The sequence below is a fragment of the Stenotrophomonas sp. IS26 genome (assembly GCF_054188265.1).
This window is the reverse complement of sequence record NZ_JBSZJV010000001.1, coordinates 393,198-411,134: the sequence shown is the minus strand read 5'-3', so window position 1 is coordinate 411,134 and position 17,937 is coordinate 393,198. Positions and strand designations below refer to the sequence as shown.

General features: G+C 67.0%; 14 protein-coding genes. 6 read left to right on the top strand and 8 right to left on the bottom strand.

Annotated elements, in window-relative coordinates; all coding sequences use genetic code 11:
• The first annotated feature begins 16 nt into the window (after positions 1–16).
• Genes ACW6W5_RS01680 through ACW6W5_RS01670 form a run of 3 tightly spaced genes read left to right on the top strand, consistent with a single transcriptional unit; the run spans position 17 to position 7,349 of the window.
• Positions 17–1,183 carry an MdtA/MuxA family multidrug efflux RND transporter periplasmic adaptor subunit gene (locus tag ACW6W5_RS01680; protein ID WP_152151011.1) on the top strand — a complete coding sequence of 389 codons (1,167 nt, stop codon included), beginning with the start codon at positions 17–19 and terminating at the stop codon, positions 1,181–1,183.
• The gene (locus ACW6W5_RS01675) at positions 1,180–4,287 is read left to right on the top strand and encodes an MdtB/MuxB family multidrug efflux RND transporter permease subunit (protein WP_152151009.1); all 3,108 of its coding nucleotides are present in this window, start codon (positions 1,180–1,182) and stop codon (positions 4,285–4,287) included. The genes ACW6W5_RS01680 and ACW6W5_RS01675 overlap by 4 nt, the downstream gene beginning before the upstream one ends.
• The gene (locus tag ACW6W5_RS01670) at positions 4,284–7,349 is read left to right on the top strand and encodes an efflux RND transporter permease subunit (RefSeq protein ID WP_152151007.1); all 3,066 of its coding nucleotides are present in this window, start codon (positions 4,284–4,286) and stop codon (positions 7,347–7,349) included. The genes ACW6W5_RS01675 and ACW6W5_RS01670 overlap by 4 nt, the downstream gene beginning before the upstream one ends.
• A 131-nt stretch (positions 7,350–7,480) precedes the next feature.
• On the opposite strand, the gene aroG is transcribed toward ACW6W5_RS01670, so the two are convergent.
• The 4 genes from aroG to ACW6W5_RS01650 form a co-directional block, all read right to left on the bottom strand.
• On the bottom strand, positions 7,481–8,554 hold the full coding sequence (aroG, locus tag ACW6W5_RS01665; protein WP_046274152.1) for a 3-deoxy-7-phosphoheptulonate synthase AroG: 1,074 nt from the start codon (positions 8,552–8,554) through the stop codon (positions 7,481–7,483).
• A 271-nt stretch (positions 8,555–8,825) separates the two neighbouring features.
• A complete protein-coding gene (locus ACW6W5_RS01660) occupies positions 8,826–9,173 on the bottom strand; it encodes a DUF6616 family protein (protein ID WP_152151005.1) in 348 nt (115 codons plus the stop codon).
• Between the two features lie 14 nt (positions 9,174–9,187).
• Entirely contained in the window at positions 9,188–9,928 is a 741-nt protein-coding gene (locus ACW6W5_RS01655) for a DNA alkylation repair protein (RefSeq protein WP_121040329.1), read from the bottom strand.
• A complete protein-coding gene (locus ACW6W5_RS01650; protein WP_121040331.1) occupies positions 9,925–10,419 on the bottom strand; it encodes a MarR family winged helix-turn-helix transcriptional regulator in 495 nt (164 codons plus the stop codon). Before ACW6W5_RS01650 ends, ACW6W5_RS01655 begins: the two co-directional genes overlap by 4 nt.
• A gap of 49 nt (positions 10,420–10,468) precedes the next feature.
• On the opposite strand from ACW6W5_RS01650, the gene ACW6W5_RS01645 reads away from it, so the two are divergent.
• On the top strand, positions 10,469–10,834 hold the full coding sequence (locus ACW6W5_RS01645; RefSeq protein WP_147433882.1) for a hypothetical protein: 366 nt from the start codon (positions 10,469–10,471) through the stop codon (positions 10,832–10,834).
• A 41-nt stretch (positions 10,835–10,875) separates the two neighbouring features.
• Here ACW6W5_RS01645 and ACW6W5_RS01640 read toward each other — a convergent pair whose 3' ends face one another.
• Together ACW6W5_RS01640 and ACW6W5_RS01635 are read right to left on the bottom strand one after the other, a co-directional pair.
• Positions 10,876–11,925 (bottom strand): LLM class oxidoreductase, encoded by a 1,050-nt coding sequence (locus ACW6W5_RS01640; RefSeq protein ID WP_152151003.1) that lies wholly within the window; start codon positions 11,923–11,925, stop codon positions 10,876–10,878.
• Between the two features lie 16 nt (positions 11,926–11,941).
• Positions 11,942–12,577, bottom strand: coding sequence for a glutathione S-transferase family protein (locus tag ACW6W5_RS01635; RefSeq protein ID WP_121040337.1), 636 nt, complete (start codon positions 12,575–12,577; stop codon positions 11,942–11,944).
• A 166-nt stretch (positions 12,578–12,743) separates the two neighbouring features.
• On the opposite strand from ACW6W5_RS01635, the gene ACW6W5_RS01630 reads away from it, so the two are divergent.
• Complete coding sequence (locus tag ACW6W5_RS01630) at positions 12,744–13,643, top strand: LysR substrate-binding domain-containing protein (RefSeq protein WP_121040340.1); 900 nt, start codon at positions 12,744–12,746, stop codon at positions 13,641–13,643.
• 132 nt (positions 13,644–13,775) lie between these two features.
• Here the strand turns inward: ACW6W5_RS01630 and groL are convergent, their stop codons facing one another.
• Both groL and ACW6W5_RS01620 read right to left on the bottom strand, forming a co-directional pair.
• Positions 13,776–15,425 carry a chaperonin GroEL gene (gene groL / locus ACW6W5_RS01625; RefSeq protein ID WP_019183552.1) on the bottom strand — a complete coding sequence of 550 codons (1,650 nt, stop codon included), beginning with the start codon at positions 15,423–15,425 and terminating at the stop codon, positions 13,776–13,778.
• A 91-nt stretch (positions 15,426–15,516) separates the two neighbouring features.
• Positions 15,517–15,804 (bottom strand): co-chaperone GroES, encoded by a 288-nt coding sequence (locus ACW6W5_RS01620; protein WP_019183551.1) that lies wholly within the window; start codon positions 15,802–15,804, stop codon positions 15,517–15,519.
• Positions 15,805–16,097: 293 nt separating this feature from the next.
• Between ACW6W5_RS01620 and ACW6W5_RS01615 the strand changes: the two genes are divergently transcribed.
• Positions 16,098–17,882 (top strand): endonuclease, encoded by a 1,785-nt coding sequence (locus ACW6W5_RS01615; RefSeq protein WP_152151000.1) that lies wholly within the window; start codon positions 16,098–16,100, stop codon positions 17,880–17,882.
• The last annotated feature ends 55 nt before the right edge of the window (positions 17,883–17,937 follow it).

Here is a 17,937-nt window from a genome sequence, read left to right as displayed (position 1 = left end):
GGTGCGCAGGATGCGTATGTCCGCTTCAACGCCCCCGTCGTCTCGCCGTCGTTTCGCCACACCGCTGTTGATCGCTGCCGGTGTCGGCCTGGCCGCCATCGCTGCATGGAAACTGCTCTCGCCCGCCCCCGCTGCCGGCCCGTCCGGGGGTCCGCAGCCGACCCCGGTGCGTGTGGCCACCGCGACGCAGGAAGACCTGGTGGTGCGCCTGAAAGCGCTGGGCACGGTGACCCCGCTGCATACGGTGAGCATCCGCAGCCGCGTGGATGGCGAGCTGCTGCGGCTGGCATTCTCCGAGGGCCAGCACGTCACCGCCGGCGAGCTGCTCGCCGAGATCGATCCGCGTCCGTTCCAGGTGCAGCTCTCGCGTGCGCTGGGTACCCAGCAGCAGAACCTGGCCGAGTTGGACAATGCCGAAAGCCAGCTCAAGCGCTTCGCCGAACTGCAAAGCAAGCACTTCGTCTCCGCGCAGGACCTCAGTGATCAGCAGAGCAAGGTCCGCCAGCTGCAGGGCCGCCGCCAGACCGACCAGGCGGCGGTGGATGAAGCACGCCTGCAGCTGCAGTACACCCGCATCACCGCACCGGTGGCCGGGCGCATGGGCCTGCGCAACGTCGATGTCGGCAACCTGGTGCGCAGTGGCGATACCGAGCCGCTGGCCACCATCACCCAGACCACCCCGATCAGCGTGCTGTTCACCGTGCCCGAGCCGGACCTGCCGGCGGTGGTGGCTGCCGCACGCGCCAATCCCCGGCTGACCGTGGAAGCCTGGGACCGCGAGGAGCGCACTGCACTGGGCGACGGGGTGCTCTCCAGCCTGGACAACCGCATCGATACCGCCACCGGCACGCTGAAACTGCGCGCGCAGTTCGCCAATACCGATGAATCACTGTTCCCCAACCAGTTCGTCAACGTGCGTCTGCAGGTCAGCAGCAGCGATGCGGTGGTGATTCCCAATGCCGCCGTGCAGTTCGGCAGCAAGGGCAGCTACGTCTATGTGATCGCGGCCGATGACACCGCGTCGCTGCGCACCGTGGTGCTCGGCCCGGCCGATGGCGAACGCGTCTCGGTGCGCGAAGGCCTCAAGGCCGGCGAGCGCGTGGTGGTGGAAGGCATCGACGGGCTGCGCGAAGGCGCCAAGGTCGAGGTGGTGGAGCAGGACCCGCCACGGACCGGCGCATGAACCTCTCGCGCCCCTTCATCGAGCGCCCGGTCGCGACCACGCTGCTGATGGTGGCGCTGCTGCTGTCCGGCGTGATGGCCTACCGCCTGCTGCCGGTCGCGGCACTGCCGCAGGTCGATTACCCGATCATCCAGATCACCACGCTGTATCCCGGCGCCAGCCCGGATGTCACCACCAGCGCGGTCACCGCGCCGCTGGAACGCCAGCTCGGGCAGATTCCCGGCCTGAAGCAGATGTCCTCGACCAGCTCCGGCGGCGCGTCGGTGATCACCCTGCAGTTCTCGCTGGAGGTCGCGCTCGGCGTGGCCGAGCAGGAAGTGCAGGCCGCGATCAACGCCGCCGACAGCTTCCTGCCCGACGACCTGCCGGTGCCGCCGGTGTACCGCAAGGTCAACCCGGCTGACACCCCGATCCTGACCCTGGCAGTGACCTCGCAGGGCCTCTCGCTCCCGCAGGTGCACGATCTGGTCGATACCCGCATGGCGCAGCGGCTCTCGCAGCTGCCTGGGGTCGGGCTGGTCAGCCTCGCTGGTGGGCAGCGCCCGGCGGTGCGCATCCAGGTCAATCCGTCCGCGCTGGCCGCCAACGGGCTGAGCATGGCCAGCATCCGCACCGCGATCGGCACGGCCAACGTCAACCTGCCCAAGGGCAGCTTCGACGGGCCGACCCGCGCGATCATGCTCGATGCCAACGATCAGATGCGCTCGGTGGCCGAGTACCGCGCCCTGATCCTGGCCTGGAAGGATGGCGCACCGCTGCGTCTGGGCGACGTGGCCACCATCGAAGACGGCGCCGAGAACCGCCAGCTCGCCGCGTGGTCGGGCACCACCCCGGCCGTGCTGATCAACATCCAGCGCCAGCCCGGCGCGAACGTCATCGCCGTGGTCGACCAGGTGCGTGCGCTGCTGCCGCAGCTGCAATCCTCGCTGCCGGCCGGTGTGGATGTGGCCATCCTCAGCGATCGCACCGAATCGATCCGCGCGTCCATCCGTGGCGTGCAGCACGAGCTGCTGATCGCGATCGCGCTGGTGGTGATGGTCACCTTCCTGTTCCTGCGCAACATCCCGGCCACGATCATTCCCAGCATCGCGGTCCCGCTGTCGCTGGTCGGCACGTTCGGGGTGATGCTGCTGGCCGGCTTCTCGCTCAACAACCTCACGCTGATGGCGCTGACCATCGCCACCGGTTTCGTGGTGGACGATGCGATCGTGATGCTGGAGAACATCGCCCGTCATCTGGAGCGCGGTGCCACGCCGATGCAGGCAGCACTGAAGGGCGCCAGGCAGATCGGCTTCACCCTGATCTCGCTGACCCTGTCGCTGATCGCGGTGCTGATCCCCCTGCTGTTCATGGCCGACGTGGTCGGCAAGCTGTTCCACGAATTCGCGATCACCTTGGCGGTGGCGATCGGCATCTCGCTGCTGGTCTCGCTGACGCTGACGCCGATGATGTGCGCGCGCCTGCTCAAGGCCGGCCACGCCACCCGTCGCGATGCCGATGGGCAGGAATCGGCGCAGCAGGGCGACCCGTTCGACCGCGTGGTGGCGGTCTACGATCGCCAGCTGCACTGGGTGCTGCAGCGCCAGCCGCTGATGCTGGCCGCCACTGTCGCCACACTGGTGCTGACGGCGCTGCTGTACGTGTGGGTGCCCAAGGGCTTCTTCCCGGTGCAGGATGCCGGGCTGATCCAGGGCATCAGCGAGGCACCGCAGTCGATCTCCTTCCAGGCGATGGCGCAGCGCCAGCAGGCGTTGTCGGCGGCGTTGCTGGAGGATGAGGACGTGGCCAGCCTGTCCTCGTTCATCGGCGTGGACGGCAACAACGCCACGCTCAACAGCGGGCGTCTTCTGATCGAATTGAAACCGCACGCACAGCGCGATGCCGATGCGCAGGCGATCATCGCGCGGCTGCAGCAGCGCGTGGCGCATGTCCCGGGCATCAGACTGTATCTGCAACCGGTGCAGGAACTGGGCATCGAAGACCGGATCAGCCGTACCCAATACCAGTTCACCCTGACCAGCCCGGATATCGCGCAGCTGGAGACGTGGACGCCGCGCCTGCTCGCGCATCTGCAGCAGGCACCGGCACTGGCCGACGTCGCCAGTGATCTGCAGAACCAAGGCCTGCAGGCGCATGTGGTGATCGACCGGGTCGCCGCGGCGCGGCTGGGGATCAGCGTGGAGACCATTGCCGATGCGCTGTACGACGCGTTCGGGCAGCGCCAGATCTCGACCATCTTCACCCAGGCCAACCAGTACCGCGTGGTGCTGGAAGCGCGCCCCGACGTGGCTTTCGGCCCGGATGCGATCGCCCGCCTGCACGTCACCGGGCCGGACGGGCGGCAGGTGCCGCTGGGCGGCATCGCCCGGATCGAACAGCGCCCCGCGCAGCTGCTGATCAACCATGTCGGCCAGTTCCCGGCGGTGACGTTCTCCTTCAACCTCGCCCCGCAGGCATCGCTGGGCGAAGCGGTGCAGGCCATCGAAGGCGCACGCGCCGCGATCGGCCTGCCGGCCAGCGTAGAGCTTCGCCTGCAGGGGGCGGCCGATGCGTTCCGCGCGTCGCTGTCCAGCACGTTGTGGCTGGTGCTGGCGGCGGTGGTGGTGATGTACCTGGTGCTGGGCGTGCTCTATGAGAGCTTCATCCATCCGATCACCATTCTCTCCACCCTGCCCTCGGCCACGGTGGGCGCGTTGCTTGCGTTGCTGGTCAGCGGGCGCAGCCTGGACCTGATCGCGGTGATCGGCATCGTGCTGCTGATCGGGCTGGTCAAGAAGAACGCGATCATGATGATCGACTTCGCGCTGGAGGCCGAGCGCGAGCACGGCATGGCGCCACGTCAGGCGATACACCAGGCCGCCCTGCTGCGCTTCCGGCCGATCCTGATGACCACGCTGGCCGCGCTGTTCGGCGCGATCCCGCTGATGTTCGCCAGTGGCTCGGGCGCGGAGCTGCGCCAGCCGCTGGGCCTGGTGATGGTGGGCGGGCTGATCGTCAGCCAGGTGCTGACCCTGTTCACCACGCCGGTGATCTACCTGTTCTTCGAGCGCTTCCGCCAACGTCCCGCACCGGCTGCCGACGCGGCTGACGAGGCGCTGGCGTGAGTCCGCTGTCGCGGGCGATCGGCTGGTTCGTGCAGCATCCCGTCGCCACCGTGCTGCTGGCGGTGGCGGTGGTGCTGGCGGGCCTGCTCGGGCTGCGCCTGCTGCCGGTCGCGCCGTTGCCGCAGGTCGACTACCCGGCGATCAACGTCAGCGCGAGCCTGCCCGGCGCGAGCCCGGAATCGATGGCGGCCAACGTCGCCACGCCGCTGGAACGTGCGCTGGGCACCATACCGGGGCTGACCGGGATCGACTCGGCCAGCACCCAGGGCTCGACCCAGGTCGAACTGAAGTTCGCACTCGGCCGCAACGTGGACGATGCCGCGCGCGATGTGCAGGCCGCGATCAATGCCGCGCGCGCGCAGCTGCCCAGCGGCATGCCGGGCATGCCGCAGTACCGCAAGGTGAATCCCTCGCAGGCGCCGATCATGGCGCTGGCGCTGAGTTCGGACAGCCTCGCGCCGGGCCAGATCTACGACGTGGCCTCCACCGTGATCGCGCAGAAGCTGGCGCAGATTCCCGGTGTCGGCGAGGTGCAGGTGGGGGGCAGTTCGCTGCCGGCGGTGCGCGTCTCGCTGGATCCCAATGCACTCAACCATCACCGCATCGCGCTGGACGACATCGCCGCGGCGATCCGCAACGCCAACGCGCTCAAGCCACTGGGCACCGTCGCCAGCCAGGCCCAGCAGTGGCAGCTGGAAGCCACCCTGCAGCTGCGTACCGCCGCCGAGTACCGCCGCCTGATCGTGGCCATGCGCGATGGCCGGCCGGTGTACCTGGAGGACGTGGCCGGGATCAGCGAAGGCGTCGAAGACCGCTACGCCAGCGGCTTCCACAACGAGCGCCCGGCGGTGCTGCTGATCGTCAGCCGCCAGCCGGATGCCAACATCATCGAGACCGTCGACGCCATCCAGGCGCAGATGGACACACTGCAGGCACTGCTGCCGGCCACCATCGACATGCAGGTGGTGATGGACCGTTCGCCGGTGATCCGCGCCACCCTGCGCGAGGCCGAACTGACCCTGCTGCTGGCCATCGCCCTGGTGGTGCTGGTGGTCCTGGCCTTCCTGGGCCACTGGCGTGCGGCGCTGGTGCCGACCGTGGCGATTCCGGTCTCGCTGCTGGGCGCGCTGGCGATCATCGCCCTGCTCGGGTTCTCGCTCAACACGCTCTCGCTGATGGCGCTGATCGTGGCGGCGGTGCTGGTGGTCGACGATGCGATCGTGGTGCTGGAAAACATCGCCCGCCATCGTGAGGAGGGCGCTTCGCCGATGACCGCCGCGCTGCGCGGCGCCGGTGAAGTCGGTGCCACGCTGCTGTCGATGAACATCGCGCTGGCCGTGGTGTTCATCTCGATCCTGTTCCTGGATGACTTCGTCGAGAAGCTCTTCCGCGAGTTCTCGCTGACCCTGGTGGCGGCGATGGGCGTCTCGCTGCTGGTTTCGCTGAGCCTGACCCCGATGCTGTGCGCACGCCTGCTCGGGCAGGCACGGCCGGGCCCCGGCAATGGCCTGCAGCGCGCCGGGACCGCCCTGTTCGAACGCCTGCGCGCGGCCTATGTGGGCAGCCTGCAGACGATGCTGCGCTGGCTCGCGCTGCCGCTGCTGCTGTTCGCCGGCGTGATCGCGCTGAATGTGTGGCTGTTCCAGCAGGTGCCCAAGGGCATCGTGCCCAAGCAGGACACCGCGCAGCTGCGTGGCTTCGCGCGCGGCGACGACGGCCTCTCGTTCCAGGTCATGCAGCCCAAGATCGAGGCCTACCGCAAACTGCTGCTGGCGGACCCTGCGATCAGCGACATCATCGGGTACATCGGCGGCCGCAGCGGGGTCAACAACGCCTTCATCATGATCAAGATGAAGCCGCTGGCCGAGCGCAAGGTCTCCAGCCAGCAGGTGATCGACCGCCTGCGCGCCAACATGCCGAAGATTCCCGGTGGCGGCATGTTCCTGTGGGTGGACCAGGACATCAAGCTGGAAGGCAGCGGTGACAGCGGCCAGTACGAGTTCCAGCTGCTCTCCGGCGAACTGGAACCGCTGCGGCACTGGACGCCCAAGGTGGCCGATGCACTGCGCGCCCTGCCCGAGCTGGTCGATGTGGAATCCAAGGGCGATGAAGGCATGCGCCAGGTGGTGCTCGACATCGACCGCGATGCCGCCGCCCGCCTGGGCGTGGACATGCGCATGATCGCCTCGGTGCTCAACAATGCCTTCAGCCAACGCCAGGTCGCTACGCTGTACGACACCCTCAACCAATACCGCGTGGTGATGGAGCTGGACCCGCGCTACACCCAGGATCCCTCCACGCTGCAGCAGATCCATGTGATCGGCAAGGACGGTCAGCGCTTGCCGCTGTCCTCGATTGCCAGCTGGTCCTACGGCATGGCACCGGACCGCATTTACCACAGCCAGCAGTTTGCCTCGGTCTGGATCGAGTTCGCGCTGGCGCCCGGCGTGACCCTGGACCAGGCGGTGAAGGCGGTGGACCGCGCGATGGCCGGGATCATGCTGCCCACCCACGTGCAGGCCAGGCTGAGTGGCGAGGCCGGTGGCTTCGAGAAGCTGCGCGAGCGCCAGCTGTGGTTGATCGTGGGCGCGATGCTGGCGGTGTATCTGGTATTGGGCGTGCTGTATGAAAGCTTCGTGCAACCGCTGGCGATCCTCTCCACCCTGCCCTCGGCCGGCGTTGGCGCCTCGCTGGCGCTGATGGCCTTCGGCAACGAGTTGAACCTGATCTCGCTGCTCGGCCTGTTCCTGCTGGTGGGCGTGGTCATGAAGAACACCATCCTGATCATCGACTTCGCGCTGTCGGCCGAACGCGAGCGCGGGCAGTCGTCGTATGACGCGATCTGCGAGGCGGCGCGGCTGCGGTTCCGCCCGATCCTGATGACCAGCGTGGCCGCGTTGCTGGGCACGTTGCCGCTGATGCTGGCCACCGGCGAAGGCTGGGAGATGCGCCAGCCGCTGGGCATCGCGATCGTCGGTGGTCTGCTGGTCAGCCAGTGGCTGACCCTGTACACCACGCCGGCGATCTATCTGGCGTTGGCGAGGCTGCGGCGCGCCTCATGATCAGCGGGTGCGCGACGCACTGCGGGGGTAGAGCCACGCCATTCGTGGCTGCTTCTGCATATGGTGTTGCGGCGCTGCGGTACTCAGCGCAGCCACCCAAGGGGTGGCTCTACCCCCGGCTCAAAGCAGATTCATGCCGCTTCGCTGATCCGCGCCGCCCGCCGCGCACGCACCGCTTCAGCGAGGCTTTCCAGTACCGCCAGCGAGCTGTCCCAGCCGATGCAGCCATCGGTGATGCTCTGGCCGTAGGTCAGCGGCTGGCCGTCGACCAGGTCCTGCCGGCCGGCCACCAGATGGCTCTCGACCATGACGCCGACGATGCGCTCTTCGCCATTGGCCAGCTGGGCGTTGATGTCGGCGATGACCTTGGGCTGGTTTTCCGGATTCTTGCTGCTGTTGGCGTGGCTGGCATCGATCATGATGCGTGCGGCCAGGTGCGACTTGGCCAGGGTCTGGCTGGTCGCTTCAACGTGGTCGGCATCGTAGTTCGGCGTCTTGCCGCCGCGCAGGATCACGTGGCAGTCCGGGTTGCCGGCGGTGGCCACGATGGCGGTGCCGCCTTCCTTGGTGACCGAGAGGAAGTGATGCGGGTTGGACGCCGCACCGATCGCATCGGCGGCGATCTTGATGTTGCCGTCGGTGCCGTTCTTGAACCCGACCGGGCACGACAACCCCGAGGCCAGTTCGCGATGCACCTGGCTTTCGGTGGTGCGCGCGCCGATGGCGCCCCAGGCGACCAGATCGGCGATGTACTGCGGCGAGATCACGTCGAGGAACTCGACGCCGGCCGGCAGGCCCAGCTTGTTGATGTCGCGCAGCAGACCGCGCGCCACGCGCAGGCCCTTGTTGATGTTGAAGCTGCCATCCAGGTCCGGATCGTTGATCAGGCCTTTCCAGCCCACCGTGGTGCGGGGCTTTTCGAAGTACACGCGCATGACGATTTCCAGCTCGTCGGCGTAGGCATCGCGCAGCGGCTTGAGGCGCTGGGCGTACTCGATGGCGGCCACCGGGTCGTGGATCGAGCACGGGCCGATCACCACCGCCAAGCGGTCATCGCGGCCGTGCAGGATCTCGTGCAGGGCCGCGCGGGAGGCGCTGACCGTATCGGAGGCTTCGTCGTCGCAGGGCAGCATCGCCAGCAGCTGCGCCGGCGGGGTCAACGGTTCAATCTTGCGGATGCGCAGGTCGTCGGTATGGGGGGGCATGGGGTAACTCCTTGGCAGTGGGGATCCCCAGCGCGGCGGCAACAAAAAAGCCGCCAGGTGCGCTGGCGGCTTTCGGGAATGCGTCTGAAATTTTCTTCAGGGTGAGCGCATGCCTTCCTCCGCCGGTGGCTTCGGAAAGTAATACCAAAAGTAGGAATTGGCGGGGCGTGCGTTCATTGGGGAGTATTGATAACACAGGGGTTTGGAGGTGCCAACTGTTTCATTCGCAACTGCGATGACCATTCAGCCGCTGCCGACCCGGCATGCACCATCACTCCCGCGGCAACGCCGCCAGCTCAGCCAGGTGCTGCTGCAGGGTGCCCGCTGCGCCCACCGCGTGCGTGGTGGTGAAGTACTCGTGCCAGCCGGTGGCCCCGATCGCGGCGAGCAAGGCATCGGCGTCGAGCCGTTCGGCGCACTGCCACACCGCATAGAACTGCTCGGCCGTGGTGTGCGGCACGTCCTGCTCGATACGGCCCATTGCTATGGGCGTGACGCGGGCGGGATCCACGTTCTGCATGCCCGCGCCGATGCGGGCGAAGAGCGCCCCGCGCGATACCGGGTCCAGCGCGGTCCAGGCAGGGGTGGCGGTGTACAGCTCGATCAACATGTGCGACATGGCATTCCTTGAGGTCAGAGCGAGCGCAGTGCGCGCTTGCGGATATAGGTGTTGGCCGGATCATCGGCATGCCGCTGCTGCCATTCGCTGCACAGCGCGCGGACCCAATCGGGCTGGCTTTTGCCGGCGTCGTTGAGCCAGTTGCCGACCGAATCCTGCACGTAGCGCGAGGCGTCATGGCACAGCGCCTGCAGCAGCGGCAGGGCGTGGTGTGGTTCCTGCTTGAACAACGCGATGTGCGCGGCCCATACGCCACGCGGGCGCAGTGCTTCGCAGGCGAAGCGGCGTACGTTGGGTGAAGCGTCAGTGGTCCAGCCGTGCAGGTGCGTGAGCACGCGCAGCGGCTCGGCGACGACGTGGGGTCGCACCCCCAGCCATGCCCACTCGCGCACGCCGAAGTGCGCGTCATCGGCCAACGCGCGAAGCGCATCCAGCTTGTGCTCCAGTGACAACGCCGGGTCGCTGCCGATCAGATAGCAGGCCCAGCCACGCACCGTGTCACTGGCATGGCGTGACCACTGCGCGTGATCGCCGTGACCATGCACGCGCAGCAGAGTGGCCGCGCCCTGCATGCGCAGGGTGATGCCGCGCTTGGCGGCGTTGCGCATCGGGGTGATCGCAGAGGCTGGCAAACCGGGTGCGACATTGGCCATCAGCTTGGCGAAATCGACGGCCAGCACTTCGGCCAAGTGCGTGGCTTCGGTTTCACCGCGATCCAGCTGTCCGCGTCGCTCGCGGGTGACGGCCGGTTTCATGCGGCACGTCCTGCGTCAGTGCGCGACCACACGCGTTGCAGCAGCGTGCCGAGCGTGCGCCGTTCCCTGGGGCTGATATCGGCGAACAGCGAGGCGATCCAGTGGGTCTGCTGGTCGAACAGTTGCGCGGCAAGCGCTTGGCCAGCCGGGGTCAGCCGCACGTGGATGCGGCGTTTGTCGTCCGGATCACTGTGGCGGCTCACCAGGTGCTCGCGCTCCAGGCCATCCAGCAGGCCGGTCACGGTGGCACGGGTGACACCGGCGCGCTCGGCCAACTGGTGCGGCGACAGTGCCGTGTCCGCGCCGCGCAGCAGGAACAGCAGCACGAAACGTCCTTCGCTCAGGCCCCGCGGTGCCAGACGACTCGCGCAGTCCTGGTCGATCGCGCTGGCCAGCGACAGCACCTGGAAACACAGCGCCAATTCCCCCGTATCCGGCTGGCCACGACGTTCCAGCTCGGTCAGGAAAGCCTGGTGTTTGATTTCCAGCATGCAGGCGGATCCGGAATAGTACGGCGGCTAATTATACCGCTACTGCGACTTGTCTGACACCCCGCCGCGCTTTACCTCGCCCCGAGGACAGGCGAAGATCCGGGCCAGGATCACCCACAAGGATGCGTCGATGACCCCTTCCCAAGCTGACGCGATTGCCCAGGCCATCCTGCGGCCGGACAACAAGCGCGTGGCCGTCCAGCAACGTCAGCGAGTGCAGGCACAGCATCTGGCGCGGCAACGTGTTGCCGTTGCCGTCAGCCTGGTCGGCATGGCGCTGGGCGCGGCGGCAGCGATATGGCTGCCCATGGCGTACGCGCAGGGAATGTTGGTGGGCGGCGCACTGTCCTTCCTGCTGGCGCATCTCGGCCTCGCTTGGCGCGAGCGTCGGCGCGCGGTGCGTTCTCCGGCCTGACAAATGCCGCGCCGTCCCTCATGGCGCAGCGGAGGGCATGCCTACCAGCGCGTGCCGGCCGGCAGCGCCCCGTCATGCGAAGGAAACAACGGCAGTACGTACTCGGCCAGTTCCTGCAGCACCTCGGCCGCCGGGCGCTGCGAGAACTGGATGCCGAGCGCAGCATGGTTCACGCCGGCACGCTGCCACTCGCCCAGCAGATCGATCAATCCGTTGCGGCCGGTTCTCAGCGTGTAGCCGCCATTGAGCGGCGTGCGGGGATGGTTCGGGTCCTCGACCAGATCCAGCCATTCGTTGGTGACATGCGGGCGGAAGCCACCGTCGGGGATGAGACGGCGCCATGCCTGGATCTTGTCGGCCAGGCGCTGCGGTCCGCCCGCGTGATGGGTTGCCTCGGGATAGGTCAGCCAACCATCGGCATGCTGCCCAACCCAGTCCAGTGTCTGGCGCGAGGTGCCGGTCACCAGCAGGGGAATCGCGCCGGACACCGGCTTGGGCAGCAGCTCTACGCCCTGCAGCGCGCCCAGTGCCGAGTCGATATGCAGGGGACCGTGCTGCAGCAACTGGCGGACATAGCCCACCGATGCGGCGAAGCGCTCGCCGCGGTCCGCATGCGCCAGGCCATACGCCGGGAATTCGACCGGACGATCGCCGGAGGCGATGCCCAGCACCAGCCGCCCACCGGACAGCTGGTCGATGGTGGTGGCCGACTTGGCCAGATCGATCGGGTGGCGCAGCGAGAAGATCGCACTGCCCGTGGCCAGCGCCAGCCGCTTCGTGCGTGCCGCCAGGAAGGCCAGATAGGTAAACGGATCGAACACCTGCCCGGCGTCGCCGAACAACGGGTCGAACAACGGTACATCGCGTACCCGGGCCGCAGCGAAGCCGTCACGGTCCAGCTGGCTCACCAGATCCGCCTGCCCGGCCAGCACCTGCATGTCGCCTTGATAGAAACGCAGGGGCAGGAACACACCCAGCGTCAGCGTCCCCTCGCGGAACATGCGCTGGTAACCGGCATGGCGGGCGAACGCCGGTGCGGATGCGCCGGTCTGCGGCGCCTGCACCGCAGTGATATCGGTCGAGAGGGTCATCGTGGTCGTTCCTGGGTCAGGGGCCGGTGGCCGGTTCGGGGAGCTGCACGCCGCGCTGCACTGCGGGCCGCTGTGACATGCGCAGGTGCCATGCACTCAAGTGCGGGTAAGCGCTGAAATCGAAGCCGATGAGCCGTGCGATATGGGTCCAGCCATAGCCGGCGATATCGGCGATTGAATACGCCTCGCCTGCCAGCCATGAGCGGCCTGTGAGGTGCTGGTCCAGGGTGGCGAAGAACTCGGCGCTCAGGCGCCGGTAGCGTTCGATGGCGGGTGCGTAGGGCGCGTCGGCGAACATCTCGACATGGACACGCTGCCCCAGGATCGGCCCGACGCTGGCGGAGTGGAACATCAACCAGGTGATGGCCTCCCAGCGCGCGCGTGGCGCGTCGGGCAACAGCCGTCCGCTCTGCTCGGCCAGATACAGCAGGATGGCGGCGGATTCGAACACGGTGATACCCGTCGCCTCGTCGACCAGCACCGGAATGCGGCCGTGCGGATGCAGTTGCAGGAAATCGGGATGGCGGTGCTCACCTTCGTCGATACGTACGTGATGCAGTACGTAAGGGATGCCGAGTTCTTCCAGCGCGATGGTGATCTTGAAGCCGTTGGGCGAGCTGTCGGTGTACAGGTGCAGCGAAACGGGGGACACAGCGGTCTCCTTGGCAGGCGGAACAGCGGGCGGGGTTCGCGTAGCAGTGTTGGATCAATGCAGCTGGACTAAACGACATCGATTCAACATGATCACGATGCTACGCAGGCCAACGCGCTCTGTAGAACGATTCTTCCTGCACTGCCAAGAGAGAAAATCTAAGGTCATGGGTGCCGTCCTTCCCCTGCTCGCGCTGCGCGCCTTCGTCGAAACCGGTCGTCATGGCAGCCTCAAGGCCGCTGCTGCGGTCATGGGGGTTACCCCGGGGGCGATCAGCCAGCAGCTCAAACTGCTGCAGGCGCGCACCGGCGTTGTGCTGTTTACCCGCACCCCTCACGGGGTCGCACTGACCCCGGCCGGCGCACAGGTGCACCCGGCCCTGCTGCGCGCGTTCGATCAGATCCAAGACAGCATGGCCACGCTGGACGCCATCCACGCGCGGCAGACCCTCACCCTCAGCACCGTGCCCAGCTTCGCCGCGTCCTGGCTGGTGCCGCGGCTGGGCCGGTTCACCGAACGCCACCCGGCGATCGAAGTGCGTGTGGAGGCCTCATCGGCGCTGGCGAATCTGCGTCGCGATCGCATCGACATCGCCATCCGCCACGGCCTCGGCGAGTATCCCGGCCTGGTCTCACGCCCGCTGGCGGCACCCGTGCTGTTGCCGGTGGCCTGCCCGGCGCTGCTCGCCGAGGGCCGGCCGATCCACTCGGCCATGGACTGCCTGCAGTACCCGCTGCTGCAGGATTCCGACCGCAGCGACTGGTCGCTGTGGTTCCGCGCGCTCGGTCTGCCGCCCGATCCGCGCATCGAACGTGGCCCGGCGTTCGATGATGACGTGTTGCTGATCCGCGCCGCAGAAGCGGGCCAGGGCATCGCGCTGGTGCGTGACCTGTATGTGGAATCCGAAGTCGCCAGCGGGCGGCTGGCCGTCGTACTGGATCAGCCGTGGCCAACGCAGTTTGCGTACTACGCCGTCACCCTGCCCGGCGCCGAGGAGAACCCGGCCATCGCGGCATTCCTGCGCTGGCTGGAGGATGAGATCCAGGCGCCGACCAGCGCGCTGTGAGCCCGTGATACGCGCACAAAAAAACCCCGCCTTCCGGCGGGGTTCTTCGTACTGCGTTGGCGCATGGCGGGTACCGACCAACAGTTGGTACCTACCGCTCCGATGCGTGCCGACCGAAGGCCGGCATCTACATCAGAAGTCCATGCCGCCCATGCCACCCATACCGCCCATGCCGCCGCCAGCTGCGCCAGCGCCGTCATCCTTCTTCGGGGCTTCGGCAACCATCGCTTCGGTGGTGATCATCAGGCCAGCGATCGAGGCTGCGTTCTGCAGCGCCGAACGGGTCACCTTGGTCGGGTCCAGGATGCCGAATTCCAGCATGTCGCCGAATTCGCCGGTGGCGGCGTTGTAGCCGAAGCTGCCGGTGCCTTCCTTGACCTTGTTGACGATCACGGACGGCTCTTCGCCAGCATTGGCCACGATTTCGCGCAGCGGGGCTTCCATCGCGCGCAGGGCGATCTGGATGCCGTGGTTCTGGTCTTCGTTGGCACCCTTCAGGCCGCTCAGCGCGGTGACCGCACGAACCAGCGCAACGCCGCCGCCCGGGACCACGCCTTCTTCAACGGCTGCACGGGTCGCGTGCAGGGCGTCGTCGACGCGATCCTTCTTTTCCTTCATTTCGATTTCGGTCGAGGCACCGACCTTGATCACGGCAACGCCGCCGGCCAGCTTGGCCACGCGTTCCTGCAGCTTCTCGCGGTCGTAATCCGAGGAGGTGTCTTCGATCTGGGTCTTGATCTGGGTGACACGCGCTTCGATGTTGGCCTTCTCGCCGGCGCCATCGATGATCGTGGTGTTTTCCTTGGAGACCTGCACCTTCTTGGCGCGGCCCAGGTCCTTGATCGTCGCCTTTTCCAGCGACAGACCGATTTCCTCGGAGATCACGGTGCCGCCGGTCAGCACGGCCATGTCTTCCAGCATCGCCTTGCGACGATCGCCGAAGCCCGGTGCCTTGACGGCCACGACCTTCACGATGCCACGGATGGTGTTGACCACCAGGGTCGCCAGCGCTTCGCCTTCGATGTCTTCGGCGATGATCAGCAGCGGCTTGCCGGCCTTGGCGACGCCTTCCAGCACGGGCAGCAGGTCGCGCACGTTGGAGATCTTCTTGTCGTGCAGCAGCACGTAGGGATCATCCAGGTCAGCGGTCTGCGACTGCTGGTTGTTGATGAAGTACGGGGACAGGTAGCCACGGTCGAACTGCATGCCTTCGACGACGTCCAGCTCGTTATCCAGGCCCGAGCCTTCTTCAACGGTGATGACGCCTTCCTTGGTCACGCGGCGCATCGCTTCGGCGATGATGTTGCCGATCGACTCGTCCGAGTTGGCCGAGATCGTGCCGACCTGGGCAATCGCCTTGTCGTCAGCGGTCGGCTTGGAGATGTTCTTCAGCTCGGCGACGGCGGCGATCACGGCCTTGTCGATACCGCGCTTGAGGTCCATCGGGTTCATGCCGGCAGCGACGGCCTTGGCGCCTTCGCGGATCAGGGCCTGGGCCAGCACGGTGGCGGTGGTGGTGCCGTCGCCGGCGTCATCGTTGGTGCGCGAAGCAACTTCCTTCACCATCTGCGCGCCCATGTTCTCGAACTTGTCAGCCAGTTCGATTTCCTTGGCGACGGACACGCCGTCCTTGGTGATGGTCGGCGCGCCGAAGCTCTTTTCGAGCACGACGTTGCGGCCCTTCGGGCCCAGGGTGGCCTTGACGGCATTGGCGAGAACGTTGACGCCGCGAACCATGCGGGCGCGGGCGTCTTCACCGAAACGAATATCTTTGGCAGCCATTGCGATTACCTTTTTATGTAGAGCCGGGCGATGCCCGGCTGCTTGAACGGGAGGAAGTGCGGAAGCGCCGGCACGGGGCCGGCCGCATCACTCAGCCGACGATGGCGAGGATGTCGTCTTCGCGCAGGACCTTGAACTCGACGCCTTCGGACTTGTAGCTGCTGCCGGCGTACTGGCCGTAGATGACCTTGTCACCGACCTTCAGCGACGGCGCGCGCACGCTGCCGTTGTCCAGGGGCTTGCCCGGGCCGACGGCCACGACTTCACCCTTGGTCGACTTTTCCTTGGCGGAATCCGGAATCACGATGCCGCCGGACGAGATTTCGTCGGCTTCGATCGGCTTGACTACGACGCGGTCATGAAGCGGCTTGATGCTCATGTGAGACCCTTTTAAGTTGTTGATTGGTCTAGGAAAGTCTGGCGATGTTAGCACTCGCACAGGGCGACTGCCAGCCACGCTCACGAAAAAACCCGACGGTGCGGGACAGAGCAGAGATGGTGCTGGCCCCACCCCTTTCAAGGGCAGGCGGCCGGTTTTTTTTGCCGATCCGGGCCCGCGCGTGAATGTTTGACGCAGTTCTCAATGCGAAAGGTCGAATCCGACAGACCAATCGATGTGTCATCTGGATTGCGTAGATTCGAGCGGCACTGACCAATCACAAGGAGCCGTAGATGAGGTTGCTGACGCCGCTGTCCTTGGCTTGCCTGCTGGTGCTGGCCACCAGCCCGGCCCGGGCCGATGTATTCATCAATGAACTGCATTACGACGACAGCACCCCCGCCGGAGACGTCGGCGAGGCCATCGAAGTGATCGCCACCGCCGGTGAAGACCTGTCCGGCTACCGGCTCTATCTCTACAACGGCAGCAACCCCTCGGCCGCCGCGGTCTACGCCAACAACGCGGTCCCGGCCGGCACTGCCAGTTGCGGCGGCGCCCGGCTGGCCACGGTCAGCTACCCGACCAACGGGATCCAGAACGGTCCCAACGACGGCATTGCCCTGGTCGACGCCAGCGGCAAGGTGGTCCAGTTCCTCAGCTACGAGGGCACCATCACCGCCGCCGCCGGCCCCGCCGCGGGCCTGACCAGCCAGAACATCCCGGTCAGCGAGACCAACGGCACCGCCCCGGGCACCTCCCTGCAGCTGACCGGCACCGGCAGCCAATACGCCCATTTCACCTGGGCCGAATCGGCCACGCAGACCTTCGGCGCCTGCAACCACGGCCAGACCTTCAGCGGCGGCGGCCCGACCGGCCCGAATACCGCGCCCTCGGTCACTGCCACCACCCCCGAGCAGGGCGCCAGCACCTTCCCGGCTGCCGCCGACCTGAGCGTCACCTTCAGTGAGCCGGTCACCCTCTCCAGCGGCGCCTTCGCGCTGAGCTGCGGCCAGTCCGGCACGGTCGCGCTGAGCCACCCGACCACCGGCACCCGCTTCACCCTGGCCACCAACACCGCGCTGGTGGCGGGGGAAGCCTGCCGCTTCGACATCCGCGCCACCCGCGTGAAGGATGCCCAGGGCGCCCGCCCGGCCGCCGATACACGCATCGCCTTCACCGTGGCCACCGCCACCACGCCCGATCCGGGCAACCCCGGCACGCCCGGGGAGTACTACGCCCGGGTCAACACCTCCACCCCCAGCCAGTTGCGCTGCTCGCTGCACGAGACCATCAAGGGTCACACCGCCTATCCCTACAGCGGCTCGGGCACCAGCACCTGGACCATCCTGGAAATCGCCGACGAAGATCCCAACAACAGCGGCAAGATCCTCGATGCCTACCGCAACCGCAGCTACACCAAGGTCAGCGGGCGGGCGGGCACCGGCAGCGGGCTGACCTACAACCGCGAACACACCTGGCCCAACTCGCTGGGCTTTGCCAGCACCACCGGCGACAAAGGCCTGCCGTATGCGCCCTACACCGACACCCACATGCTGTATCTGACCGATGCACAGTGGAATGCGGACCGCGGCAACAAGCCCTTTGCCACATGCGACAGCAACTGCGGTGAACGCGCGACCGAGGCCAACAACGGATTCGGCGGCGGCAGTGGTGGCTACCCGGGCACCTCCAACTGGGTGCGCACGCCGGATGGCAATGGCGGCTCGTTCGAAGTGTGGGGCCACCGCAAGGGCGATATGGCACGTGCGGTGATGTACATGGCGATCCGTTATGAAGGCGGTAAAGATGCCAAAACCGGGCAGTCCGAGCCGGACCTGGAGCTGACCGACGACCGCAGCAGGATCGTCAAGACCTCGGCCTCGCCGGCCTACATGGGCCTGCTCTCGACCCTGATCGACTGGCACCTGTCCGACCCGCCGGACGCGGCGGAACGCGCTCGCAACGAGGTGATCTTCAGTTTCCAGGGCAACCGCAATCCGTTCATCGACCACCCGGAGTGGGCCACCCCGACGCTGTTCACCTCGGCCAAGCCGGCCACCTGCCAGCTGGCCAACTGAGCCCGGCCGACCGGCGCCCCCTCGCGGCGCCGGTCGGACCATTGGCCTCTGGCGG

Excerpts from the sequence above, each read along its gene's own strand:
- ACW6W5_RS01680 (WP_152151011.1), top strand. The coding sequence starts at position 17 with ATGTCCGCTTCAACGCCCCCGTCGTCTCGCCGTCGTTTCGCCACACCG.
- ACW6W5_RS01675 (WP_152151009.1), top strand. The coding sequence starts at position 1,180 with ATGAACCTCTCGCGCCCCTTCATCGAGCGCCCGGTCGCGACCACGCTG.
- aroG (WP_046274152.1), bottom strand. The coding sequence starts at position 8,554 with ATGCCCCCCCATACCGACGACCTGCGCATCCGCAAGATTGAACCGTTG.
- ACW6W5_RS01660 (WP_152151005.1), bottom strand. The coding sequence starts at position 9,173 with ATGTCGCACATGTTGATCGAGCTGTACACCGCCACCCCTGCCTGGACC.
- ACW6W5_RS01655 (WP_121040329.1), bottom strand. The coding sequence starts at position 9,928 with ATGAAACCGGCCGTCACCCGCGAGCGACGCGGACAGCTGGATCGCGGT.
- ACW6W5_RS01650 (WP_121040331.1), bottom strand. The coding sequence starts at position 10,419 with ATGCTGGAAATCAAACACCAGGCTTTCCTGACCGAGCTGGAACGTCGT.
- ACW6W5_RS01640 (WP_152151003.1), bottom strand. The coding sequence starts at position 11,925 with ATGACCCTCTCGACCGATATCACTGCGGTGCAGGCGCCGCAGACCGGC.
- ACW6W5_RS01630 (WP_121040340.1), top strand. The coding sequence starts at position 12,744 with ATGGGTGCCGTCCTTCCCCTGCTCGCGCTGCGCGCCTTCGTCGAAACC.
- groL (WP_019183552.1), bottom strand. The coding sequence starts at position 15,425 with ATGGCTGCCAAAGATATTCGTTTCGGTGAAGACGCCCGCGCCCGCATG.
- ACW6W5_RS01620 (WP_019183551.1), bottom strand. The coding sequence starts at position 15,804 with ATGAGCATCAAGCCGCTTCATGACCGCGTCGTAGTCAAGCCGATCGAA.
- ACW6W5_RS01615 (WP_152151000.1), top strand. The coding sequence starts at position 16,098 with ATGAGGTTGCTGACGCCGCTGTCCTTGGCTTGCCTGCTGGTGCTGGCC.